The organism is Paucibacter sp. PLA-PC-4, from assembly GCF_026241155.1.
Lineage (GTDB): Bacteria > Pseudomonadota > Gammaproteobacteria > Burkholderiales > Burkholderiaceae_C > Roseateles_E.
Window position 1 is genome coordinate 26,959 of sequence record NZ_JAPFGP010000032.1, and the last position, 11,319, is coordinate 38,277.

Annotated in this window: 10 protein-coding genes and 1 pseudogene; 7 read left to right on the forward strand and 4 right to left on the reverse strand. The window is 60.8% G+C overall.

Features of this window, described 5'->3' with window-relative positions; translation table 11 throughout:
- Nucleotides 1–22: 22 nt before the first annotated feature.
- From OOZ63_RS27825 to OOZ63_RS27855, 7 genes are all read left to right on the forward strand, one after another.
- The gene (locus OOZ63_RS27825) at nucleotides 23–823 is read left to right on the forward strand and encodes a substrate-binding domain-containing protein (RefSeq protein WP_266008995.1); all 801 of its coding nucleotides are present in this window, start codon (nucleotides 23–25) and stop codon (nucleotides 821–823) included.
- Between the two features lie 40 nt (nucleotides 824–863).
- Nucleotides 864–1,826: a protein-methionine-sulfoxide reductase catalytic subunit MsrP gene (msrP, locus tag OOZ63_RS27830; protein ID WP_266008996.1), complete on the forward strand. Its 963-nt coding sequence runs from the start codon at nucleotides 864–866 to the stop codon at nucleotides 1,824–1,826.
- Complete coding sequence (locus OOZ63_RS27835; protein WP_266008997.1) at nucleotides 1,826–2,548, forward strand: sulfite oxidase heme-binding subunit YedZ; 723 nt, start codon at nucleotides 1,826–1,828, stop codon at nucleotides 2,546–2,548. Before msrP ends, OOZ63_RS27835 begins: the two co-directional genes overlap by 1 nt.
- A gap of 668 nt (nucleotides 2,549–3,216) precedes the next feature.
- On the forward strand, nucleotides 3,217–3,750 hold the full coding sequence (locus OOZ63_RS27840) for a sigma-70 family RNA polymerase sigma factor (RefSeq protein WP_266008998.1): 534 nt from the start codon (nucleotides 3,217–3,219) through the stop codon (nucleotides 3,748–3,750).
- A complete protein-coding gene (locus OOZ63_RS27845; RefSeq protein WP_266008999.1) occupies nucleotides 3,751–4,527 on the forward strand; it encodes an anti-sigma factor family protein in 777 nt (258 codons plus the stop codon).
- A 242-nt stretch (nucleotides 4,528–4,769) separates the two neighbouring features.
- Nucleotides 4,770–6,074 carry a YncE family protein gene (locus OOZ63_RS27850; protein ID WP_266009000.1) on the forward strand — a complete coding sequence of 435 codons (1,305 nt, stop codon included), beginning with the start codon at nucleotides 4,770–4,772 and terminating at the stop codon, nucleotides 6,072–6,074.
- Nucleotides 6,071–6,520 (forward strand): DUF305 domain-containing protein, encoded by a 450-nt coding sequence (locus OOZ63_RS27855; RefSeq protein WP_266009002.1) that lies wholly within the window; start codon nucleotides 6,071–6,073, stop codon nucleotides 6,518–6,520. Before OOZ63_RS27850 ends, OOZ63_RS27855 begins: the two co-directional genes overlap by 4 nt.
- A 273-nt stretch (nucleotides 6,521–6,793) precedes the next feature.
- Here the strand turns inward: OOZ63_RS27855 and OOZ63_RS27860 are convergent, their stop codons facing one another.
- The 4 genes and pseudogenes from OOZ63_RS27860 to OOZ63_RS29345 form a co-directional block, all read right to left on the reverse strand.
- Nucleotides 6,794–8,038 (reverse strand): hypothetical protein, encoded by a 1,245-nt coding sequence (locus OOZ63_RS27860; protein WP_266009004.1) that lies wholly within the window; start codon nucleotides 8,036–8,038, stop codon nucleotides 6,794–6,796.
- 950 nt (nucleotides 8,039–8,988) lie between these two features.
- Nucleotides 8,989–9,528 (reverse strand): hypothetical protein, encoded by a 540-nt coding sequence (locus OOZ63_RS27865; RefSeq protein WP_266009006.1) that lies wholly within the window; start codon nucleotides 9,526–9,528, stop codon nucleotides 8,989–8,991.
- 384 nt (nucleotides 9,529–9,912) lie between these two features.
- Nucleotides 9,913–10,836 carry a GAF domain-containing protein gene (locus OOZ63_RS27870; RefSeq protein WP_416234795.1) on the reverse strand — a complete coding sequence of 308 codons (924 nt, stop codon included), beginning with the start codon at nucleotides 10,834–10,836 and terminating at the stop codon, nucleotides 9,913–9,915.
- A 45-nt stretch (nucleotides 10,837–10,881) separates the two neighbouring features.
- Nucleotides 10,882–10,977 (reverse strand): annotated as a pseudogene (locus OOZ63_RS29345) (helix-turn-helix domain-containing protein); the annotation flags it as partial.
- Nucleotides 10,978–11,319: the final 342 nt, after the last annotated feature.

An 11,319-nucleotide genomic window follows, 5' to 3' on the forward strand; every position in this document is an offset into this window, starting at 1 on the left:
GATGTAATCAAGGGGAACAAGAGTGAAGAATTTCGCACTTCTCGCAATCGCCTGTGCGGGCTTGACGGCATCCGTCTACGCACAGGAAAGCGGTCTGTACGACCCATCGATCATGCACGCGCCCAAGGATGGAGTGGTGAAGCTCTACGGTGCCGGAGGTCCGCATACGGCCTTCCAGAAGGTCGCAAACGCCTGGCAGATGAAGACCGGCAAGCGCGTCGAAATCATCGCCGGCCCGGAGCGCAAATGGTCGGCCAAGGCACAGTCCGATGCCGACATTCTGTGGGGCACCTCGGAACAGTCCATGACGGCGTTCCTGGAAACCTACAAGACCTTCTCGTCAGATCAGGTCGAGCCGATTTACCTGCGCCCAACGATCATCGCAGTGAAGAAGGGCAACCCGATGAAGATCGAGCGCTTCGAAGATCTGCTGAAGAACGGCGTCAAGATCGTCGTGACCGAAGGTGCAGGAGTGTCCAACACCTCAGGCACCGGTACCTGGGAGGACGTCGCCGGACGCCTGGGTCGGCTGGATGATGTTCGAGCGTTTCGCCGCAACATCGTCGCCTTCGGCAAGGGTTCGGGTGCCAGTCTGAAGGCCTTCAAGGATCTCGACGCGGACGCGTGGATCACCTGGCCGGAATGGCCCGTCACCTACGCCGACCTTCTCGAGGAGGTCGCCCTTGCGCCCGAGCGGAAAGTCTGGCGAGACGTGAACGTGGCACTTTCCCCGCGCGCTGATCCGGAGGCGAAGCAGTTCCTCGATTTTCTTGTCACCCCGGAGGCCCAAACACTGATGAAGACCGAGGGGTGGGTTCGATGACCGATTGCAGCGCTACTGCAGTCGCACTGAAGGAAAAGCCATGAACCACTATCCCTGGAGCGCGCCGCGCGACATTGCGGCTTCGGAAATAACGCCGCAAGACGTGTGGCGCCGGCGGCGCGACTTGCTGCAGGCTGCAGCCGCGGTCGGGCTTGTGGGTGCTATGCCGCGCGTTCTGGCGCAGTCGCCGGCGGGGAACAGGCTGCCAACGAAGCCCGGGCCGTTCTCGACGATGGAAAGGCCGACGCCGCGCAAGCTGATTACCGAGTACGTGAACTTCTACGAGTTCGGCACTGGCAAGGGGGATCCGGCGAAGAACGCGCCTCAGTTGCTGCGCACGCGGCCATGGAGCGTTCAGGTCGAAGGCGAAGTGCGAAAACCCCGCACCTTCGACATCGACGATTTACTGAAGCTCGCGCCGCTTGAGGACCGCGTCTACCGGCTGCGCTGCGTTGAAGCCTGGTCGGCCGTCGTGCCGTGGGTTGGCTTTCCGCTCGCGGCACTGGTCCGACGCGTCGAGCCGACCGGGAACGCGAAGTTCGTCGAATTCACGACGCTTGCTGACCCGAGGCAAATGCCGGGGCAGCGCTCGCCGGTGCTCGACTGGCCGTACACGGAAGGGCTACGACTGGACGAGGCGATGCATCCGCTTGCGCTACTCGCCTTCGGCCTGTACGGCGAAGTGCTGCCGAACCAGAACGGTGCGCCGGTGCGCATTGTTGTTCCTTGGAAGTACGGGTTCAAGAGCGCGAAGTCGATTGTCCGCATCCGCTTCGTCGAAAAGCAGCCCCTGAACAGTTGGCAGAAATCAGCGCCGCACGAATACGGTTTCTACTCGAACGTCAATCCCGCGCACGACCATCCACGCTGGAGCCAGGCGACCGAACGCCGCCTCGGCGAAGATGGACTCTTCTCGCGGCGACGTCCAACATTGATGTTCAACGGCTACGCGGAGCAGGTCGCCTCGCTGTATGCGGGCATGGATCTGCAGAGGTTTTACTGATGCTGCCGGGGTCCGACGTGAGGTTGCTGTCGTGGACTGCGCGCCTACCGGCATCACTGTCAGCGGATTCACTCTCGCTCGTCCGCAGCGCGCTGTTCGCACTCGCCCTCGCGCCGTTCGGGCGGCTCGTGTGGCTGGCCTCGACCGATGGACTCGGCGCGAATCCGGTCGAATTCGTGGTTCGCTCGCTCGGCATCTGGGCGCTCGTGCTTCTGTGCGTAACGCTCGCAGTGTCGCCGCTGCGCCGGGCGACCGGCTGGGCGTGGCTGCTGAGGCTGCGGCGGATGTTGGGGCTGTTCACGTTCTTCTACGCGACCCTGCACCTGATGGCGGTCGCCGGTATCGACCTCGACTTCGACTGGGTAGTGATCGCCAATGACATTGTCAAAAGGCCGTTCATTACCGTCGGCTTCGCTGCCTACCTATTGCTGATCCCACTCGCGGTGACATCGACCAACGCCATGATGCGCGCACTGGGCGGACGCAACTGGCAGCGGCTCCACCGGCTCGTATATTTGATCGCGCTGCTCGTGGTCGTTCACTACTGGTGGCACAAGGCCGGAAAGAACGATTTCACGCAGCCCATCATCTACGCTGTGATCATCGGCCTGCTGCTCGGGGTTCGGCTGCTTCGATGGGTACAGCATCGCCGTCCATCCCCTGCAGCGGGTGTGTCATCGCAGGGGTACAAGAATGCAGATGGCCGCAGGCGGTTCCTATGAAACCCTGTCCACGGCGCCAACATGCCCAGGAGCAGTCGGGGGGGCGAGATGCACTGCCTCCGCCCTTGCCGCTGAGCCATGTCAGGCCCTGACCGGCCGAGTTGCGCGGTGTCCTTGTGCACACCGGCCGGTCGATCTTAAAAGTGGCGGCAAGCCCGGCAACTACAGGAAGACGGGCCCTTAGAGTGGCTTGGTGGAGACCATGTTCTCCGGCTGAAGATTAAGGACTCGAATCGGACGAGACGGGTTCTTTCGCTTGCCGCGGCGTTGTTCTACGTGCTTGCCAGCAGGCATGCAGCTGGATACATCGTTGGATCCCGCGTACGCGCAAGGGGCATGTATCTTGTCGTGAGGACGGGACAAGAAGCATGCGCGAGGTCAGCGGGCTGAACGTGAACGTTCGGTCTCGCGCGAGTGGGGGCATCATTGATTAGGAATGCTGACGGAATAATCGGTGCAGTCGGGTGTCTACCGAAATGCAGGGCAGTTCGGCCCCGCCAACTGGAAGTACACATGCATGCCTTGAACCCTACTGGATCGACTCATCAGTCTTTGCGCGCCGAGCCAGTACGGCCTCGGCACCATTGGTTTGCGGCCGAGGTGGTTGATGTCCAGCTACTTCAACCTGGCCAGGCGCAGGTCGTCGGGCAGTGAACCGGAGCACTGGCATGGAACTCATCGCAGCAGTTGAGCCCTTGATCCCGGCACTGCGTCGCTACGCCAGTGCCATGCTTCGGAATCGAGATGTCGCCGACGATCTCGTGCAGGACTGCCTGGAACGCGTGATCACTCACTGGGGCTCACGGCGGCACGAAGAAGACACCCGGCAATGGGTGTTTGCCATTGCGCACAACCTCATCGTCAACAAGTTGCGCCAGGACGCCAGGCGTGGGCTGCACATTGATTTGGCCGACGTTGAAGAGTCGGCGCTGTCGGCACCCGCTCCTCAGGAGCACAGGGTTCGCCACGGGGAGCTGATGACGGCACTGGCTGCGTTGCCTGAGGATCAGCGCAGCGTCATCTTGCTGGTGTCCGTTGAAGATCTGACCTACGCTGAGGCGGCCAAGGCGCTCAGCATTCCGATCGGTACGGTGATGTCTCGACTTGCGCGCGGTAGAGAGCGCCTTCAGCGTGCCCTTGAAGGAGAGGGTGTTCACGCGGCTCGTCCCCAGGGTGAGGTCTTTTTGCGAAGGGCAAAGTAAATGGCTACGCATTTTTCACCTGCTCCTGTCGTTGAGGAGGAACTGCACGCCTTTGTCGACGGCGCGCTGGATGCCGACCGGCGCAAAGAGGTTCAGGACCATCTGGACCGCAATCCAGAGGCTGCTGCTGTTGTTGCGAAGTTTGCGGCCCAGCGCCAACTGCTGCGTTCAGCGTTTGCGCCGATCGCGGACGAGCCGGTGCCTGCACGCCTGAAGATCTCGACCTCAATGGCTCGACGACGCACGTCGCAGCCCTGGGGCTGGCAGATGGCGGCGGCCGTGCTGCTTTCCCTGGGAACCGGCACCTTCACTGGTTGGCAAATGCACGTTGCATGGCAACCGACAGGTGGGATTTCGGTGTTGGCAGGGGAGGCGCGCAGCAGCTACACCGCGTACGCAAGGGATCCGGTCGAAACGCCCGACAGGGACGCGCTAGTGAGCTTGGTTTCGCAAAAAATCAAGCGGCCAGTCGAGATCCCCGACCTCAGTCATTCCGGCTACCACTATGTGGGCGGCAGGTTGGTCTCCACAGGCCATGGCCCTGCCGGTCTCTTCTTCTATGACAGGACGGACGGGACGCGTTTGGCCTTGATGGTTCGCCCCATGGCCCATGAAAAGGAGGCTCCCATGATGGAGCAGTCTTCCGGGAGCTTGGGCGGTTTCACATGGGCGGCCCGGGGGCTGGGGTATAGCGTGGTCGGCACCGAGCCGCCGAGTCTGCTGCACCCGGTTGCCGATGAGGTCAGACGCCAGGCAAGGACGAAGCCAACGACCTAAGGGCTTGTGCCCCCTGCTACCCCGATGCGGTGTGAACGTGGTGTGCGTACCCGCGGATGCACTCAAGACTTGCAGCGCTGCTCACGAACTCGGTAGTCAGGGCGTGTCCTGACGCCCGGACTTCGTCGAGCGTCGCAAGTCCACTATTGACTTTCCATACGAGGACTAACATGACACAGGATAGACGTGACTTTCTGAAGCAGACTCTCGCAGCGACCGCTGCCGTTTCGCTGCCCGCTGCGATGGCGCAGGGAGTGGCTGCGCCTGGCGGCATCGACCCACGAGACCGCGTCTTCATTACCAACGAAGACTCCAACACTCTGGTGGTGATCGATCCCAGGACAAACACTGTTGAGTCCACGATCAACCTCACTAGCTTCGACGAAGACCCACGGCCGCCGTTTCGCTACATCACCGCTGGCGTGGCGCCAACGCACGCGGCGATGATCCACAAACCGCTGTACCACGGCTGTATCGATGCCCATGGCGCAGTACCGTCTCCCGACGGCCGGCTGCTGGCGACCAGCGGTCGTGGCTCCAGCAACATCTACCTCATCGACGCCGAGCAGCGCCGCGTGATCGGCAACACGCGCAACCCGGCGGCCGGCCCCACCACCAACCCCGAGCGCTTGAGCAGTGGCCTGCTGCTCGGCCGGGAGCCGCACGAGCCGACCTTCACGCGCAACGGTAGGGAGTTGTGGGTCACGCTGCGCGGCGAAGATCGCATCGCCATCCTCGACGTGGACCGCGCCTTGCGGCAACTCCGGGGCGCCGACAGCCCGGGCTCCACAGCCATCCGCCAGTTCCTGCCGACGTTGAACGGACCAGCTCAGGTGTGGTTCAACCGAGAAGGCACTCTGGCCTTCGTGGCCAGCCAGAAGGTGTCGCAGATTGATGTGTTCCGCGTGAACCCGGGCAGTGATGGCCACAGTCGGCCGCAACGCGTGACGACCCTGGACATCAGCGCGCAGGACAAGCCCGGCTTCACGCCCTTCATGAAGACAACGCCAGATGGCACCGAGGTGTGGTTCTCGCACAAGCTGGCAGATGCGCTATCTTCGCGGTCCACGATCGGTGGATTCGATCTCATTGACAGCGTGCCGCTTGGCATGGGTGCGCGACCAAATCATGTCGAGTTTGTAAGCAACGCACGTGGCAGCGTGACCTATGCGAGCCTTGCGCGGGTTGACGACGGAGGCCCTGGCGGTGTGCCTTCTAGCCAGATTGCGATCATCGATCGCGATACGACGCGTGGACAGCGCCGCATGGTCGGCAGTTTTTTTAGCCACGGCCGGGAGGCGCACGGGCTGTGGACCAACCCCGAGAACACACTTCTGTACGTTGCCCATGAGCAAGATGAACTGCCGGGAACGCCCAACGCTGGCCAGACGGTGTGCAGTGCCTTCGACATCAGTAAACCGCTGCAGCCAACCTTTATCGCGCAGATTCCGCTAGGCAATTTGGTCTTGCCCAGTGGCGCGCTGCGCAATAAGAAGAGCATCAACTTGGTCTATGTGCGTGTCGGTGCCAAGGGGCAAACGGCATGATTGCTTACCGGCGGCGGCATTTCGCGCCACTGCTCGCGGTCCTGGCCGTCGCTACCGTAGCCGCTGTGGTAGTGATGAGGGCGGGCAGCGCACCCCACCACGGCCATGGTGCGTTGCCTTCGACTCCGTCATCCGGCTTCGAGCAAGAGATGGACACGGGAATGGCCGCGATGATGGAGGCCATGCACGCCTCTGGCTACACCGGCAATCCGGACGTCGACTTTCTAGCCATGATGGTGCCCCATCATCAGGGTGCGGTCGACATGGCTCGCTTGGTGTTGCAGCACGGTCGCGACCCGGCGACACGCCAGTTGGCCGAAGAAATCATCGCTGGGCAAACGGTTGAGATTGATAGCATGCAGCGACGCTTGGCGTTGCTGCGCAAGGATGTTTGTGTGGGATCCCCGGAATTCCCTTCACTCGGCGGCACCCGCGGACCGCAGTGAGGAGCAGTGCTGCATCCAGGATGGCGCATCGTGCGCCAGCTGTTTGACGATTGGTCGGACGCGCCGTGCATGCGCGCCTATGCGTACGGGTGCAGGCATTGGGGATGCCGTGCCTTGCTACTGCTTGGTTGCAGGCAAGGCCGGTTTGACGAAGCCACCGAATTCTGCGGGGTTGTACTTGCAGGGACTCATCCTGGCGACAAAGCCCTCGACGTTGCGCCCACGGATGTCGACCACTGCATCAGGACTCGTCTGCAGGTTCTGTCGTAACAATTAGACCGGGGCATCATCGCGTCTCACCCGGGCGGGCGAAGCCTCAACGAGTCGCTCAAGGCGGCCACCCTCTGCATCTTTCATGAGCTCCCGTGACGCCGTCCAGGCAAAGCGACTTGCGAAGCCCTCGGCAAAGGCTGGGAACCCTGGGGTCGTCTGTTTATCGAGCTCGTGGGAGTCTTGATGGCCGGACGAAAACTTGCTGCTGACAGACGCCGCAGCCACGTTTGCGATCGAGCCTGCCGCCATGTTTCTGCCGGCATCCCGAAATAGTGCGGTTCGCTCAGGCCCCCTGATCGGCGCGGTCACCAAGTCAGCTGTGTCTTTCGCGATGGCGACCGTGGATTGAACGAGGCCGCCCACGCTCCACTTTGCCGCAGGAGCTTCATGAGGCGTGGTGGCCCGAAACAGATTCACGCGCTCCGTGCCTCCGGCTAAATCCTGGACGCTTGCTGTCGAAAAGTTCTTTGCGACTTCGATGGCCGCATCAGAGATACCGCTCGCCACAGCCGAAAACGTCCCGTTGAGCAGGCCATGGTGCGGGTCGGTTGGGCCGTTTGAAGTCAAATTTCGCAAGTTGGTTGCACCCCCTGTGACCGAGGGCGGCAACAGCGCAGCCAGACTTTTTCCAGATAGCAGTTTCTGCCTGTGTTCGAGCGCCAGCCGCTGACTCTGGACCTCTTCTTGGATCGAACTCACAGGCACTCCAGCTTGGTCACCGGCTCCGGCCTGCGGCGGTGATCTGCGGTAACGCTTACGGCCATCAGGCTCGATCTCAAGATGAACCGTACCAGGGTCCGGAACTAGCGCTTTCACATCCACCTTCTCCAAGGTAGGCACATTGTTACTCCGAGCCTGACGTCCGACGGCACCGACGAGCGTGTGCTCTACAAGATGCGTCGCCAAGCCGCCCACAGCTCCTCCTACGATCAGGCCAACATTTTCGGAACCAGTAGCCGTTGAAACAGCCGCTGAGACATAGGGCGTCACAGTAGAACGCACGAGAGAGGGCATGAATCCCTTCACGAATCCCATCGCTGCAGGCATTACAGACTGTTGGAGTGTGGGTGATGCGATGGCTGGATTGGCCTCTCCTTCACCTTGCTGCGGGTCACGGTTCGTCGCCTTACCTAGAGCCTCCTCCCTTCGATCTATGGCTGGACCTGCCCATGCCATGTACTCGCGCTCCAAGGCGCGCTGCGCCTCCAGATCTTCTTCTCTGATCGAAGTGGCGAAGGGAGTCAAGTACAACGGCTCTAGCCGTGTCGACGCTGCGCGACTGAGGCCACGCAGCGGGTTCCGAGGCGGACGATCGAGAGGTGGATTGTTTGCATGCTCTCTGGCTGCACGATCGGCTTCTCGCGGCGGATTCTGAGGTGGGCGACCGATCGGTGGATTGTTTGCATGCTCTCTGGCGGCGCGATCGGCTTCTCGCTGCGGATTCCGAGGCGGCCGAGCGATTGGTAGGGCAACCCTGTCGCGCTGGGGCAATGGCAGGCCTGACGTGCTGCCGGTCGGCGCTGGAAGTCGTTGGACGGATCGCTGAGGTCGTCCGTCTACGGGACTTGTCCGTTGGTTTGTCAGCGTTCCATCCATGTCAGGTGCAGGGCTGCCACTTGGCTTGGACAGAGGTTTGATCACAGCACGACCACTTTCTTCTAGGGCTAAGAAAGGGTCACTCTGCGACCTGACCGCCATGATGAACAGTGCCTTTCGCGAAGAGATATGCAGCGCTGCGAAAGTGCACCACTTTTGTTTGTCTACAAGTGCCACGCCCCCGCACCGACGCGCCGACCATGAGATGTCGTTGGGATGTCGCCGATATGGCAGCAAGCTTGCGGTTGTTGATGAGGTGCGCCGCCCTGGCGCCGACCGCCTTAATCGAGCCATCGATCATTGGCGCAGCGAAGCCAGCAACAGTGTGAACAAGATGACGCCCGCAGGGGTTAAGGCAGGGGTTTTCTGCAGGCTTTTCGATTGCCTGGTCCGACAAGGCTGCCGGGCTGCTGTCGCTTCAACGAAGCTGAGGGGGAGAAAAATAGCATCGATCAAGCAGTGCCATATCCCGCTGTGTCTGCTTCTCGGTCATCGTTCCCGTCCAATTGTTTTCCGCTGATCGAGGCCGGAGGTGTCCGTGGGACTCAGGCCGGCACCTCCTGAAGATCACGGCACACCTGCTCCGCGAATACCCTACCTTATCCGCCAAAAAGGCGCCAGAACTGTGAAGTAAGCGAATCGTCTTTTTTGCCTTTGCAATAGACGTGCCCATTTGGGCTTGTCGTCGATGGATCTTCCTTGACGTCCGTCACCGTGTAGCCGCGCTCCTCCATGGCGGAGCGAGCCTGTGCGCGGTACCTACTGTCGCCGTTATAGAACAGGATTTCTCCCGACTTGTCCTTGAGCATCGTATCCGCACCTTCGATCCAACCTTTGACTTCGGCCTCACTGAATCGATTCCGAGGACCACGGTTGAGATACTCGAAGGTGACCTTATCGAAATGCCCTTTGCCTTGCGCCAGCAGATCGCTCCCCTTGGACTGCGAGAAGTCCAACGTAAGGTTGGGGCTAGCATCACTGCTCACGTCCACGGTGAAATCATTGTGGTGGTCGCTGCCAAGTGAACATGCCGTGCCAGGCATCGTTCCCATCATGACTCTCTCTGGTGTCGTGCCGCAGCCGATAACGAGGTTCTTACTCCGTTCAGCCCGGATTGCAAGATATTGCTTGATGTCCATGCGCGGGGCCAGAGATGCGGGCTCTCCCTGCGGTGGGCGCGCTGGACGCGAGTCTGACAAGCCTGCTAGGTCGCTGAGGTTGCCGTTACCGCGCCGACCGGGGGCATGTGATTCTTGGACTTCAACGGAACTCTGGCTTGTTGTGCTGGCAGCTGTGAGGGATGCCCTTCTGGCTGAACTCGATGGATAAGTGGAGACGGGGGTTGGGGGCATGGCGGTACCTGGAGTTGCAGACGAGGCAGCTCTGGCAAGCTGCCGAACCAGTGTCTGGTCATCTACTTGGCCATTGGTTAGCGCAGAACGAAGTGATCGCTGGTGCAGCGAAGCAATTGCCCAAGCTTGTCGTGGTCCAGCTCTTGGGATTTTGCTTTGCAGACGGGCGCCTCAGGTCTGCGAGGGCTTGAACAAGACCCCACGTAGCTTTACAGCGTCGGAAGCGATAGCGGCGAGCTCCATCAGCGTCTTGCGTTGGGTCTTGTCCAGTTGCCGGGGACGGTAGTCGATGACGCAGATCGAGCCAAGCGCGAAACCGTCAGGGTCGTAGACAGGGGCGCCGGCATAAAAGAGAAAGTGTGGGGCTCCGGCGACTGCAGGGTTGGCGGCGAAGCTGTCGTGCTTTGCAAGGTTGCGAACTTCGAACACGTCCCTCTGTAACACTGTGTGATTGCAGAAGGCCCAACTTCTCGGTGTGTCCGGCATCTCCAACCCCTGCCTGGATTTGAACCACTGACGTTCTGCGGTCAGGATGGTCATCAAGGCGATCGGACTTTTCAGATCATTCGCTGCCAGCCACGTCACTCTGTCGAATGCGGCTTCGGAGGGCGTGTCAACGAGACGTGAACGCTGTACGGCCTGCAGCCGGCTCAACTCGTTGGGTGCCAGAGGGAATTCCCCCCCTGCGATGCTGACTGCAGATTTCTCGTCGACTGTGAGCTGCATCAGAACGCCGTTCAAATCGTTGAGGGCTACAGCGTAGACACGGGCCGGCAGCGCGGGTGGGCATTGCTGCTGGGATGAGACCAAGGCCACAAGCTTGGCTTCCTTGAAGCGAGCGTCATTTGCCAGCGCCTCCAGCAGACCAAGACCGCTGTTTCCCCAAACGTCTATGTCGACGATGACGACGGCGGGTAGCCGTTCCCCGACTGCAATTGCTGCTGACCAAGTACTCATTTTGAACAGCGGAAAAACGTGTGCGATCTGATCAAACGCAGCCTCAAAGCTCTGCCGACGGCTCTCGCTCGTAACCACGAGCACGTTGGCGGAGCGTGAACGCGCATTTGCGTTTGTGTCCGGCAGCAGTGCTTCCACGTCGGAGCGATGTACCCGGCGATGGCCGCCGGGTGTCTTCCATGATGGGAGTCCCCCCCCCTCGATCAACAGCTGCGCGGTTCGAACCGAGATGCCAAGTAGCTTTGCAGCTTCAGTCGTAGTCAGGACGTCGTTTTCCATACAGGTCTAGCGCGGGGGGGAGGGAGTAGCTGCGGCGTTCCGCAAAGTACCTCGAGCTTAAGGCCAACGATCAAGGGAGAAGAGCTTGCAAAGGCCGAGGACATGCCTGGGTCAATTTTGGCAGATTTGCATTATTTGTAGGATTTGATAGATTTGAAACCTGTAGCCGCTTGCTGCCAGCCTTGTACTTGCAGCAATTCATTCTTCAGGTGAGACCATGACCATGAACCAAAGCCAACGTGATCCGAACGCATCCGCCAATGACGGTGGAGCGTGTGAGAGCCATTTCGATTTCATTGTGTGCGGGGCCGGCGCAGCCGGCTCGGTGGTAGCGGGCCGGCT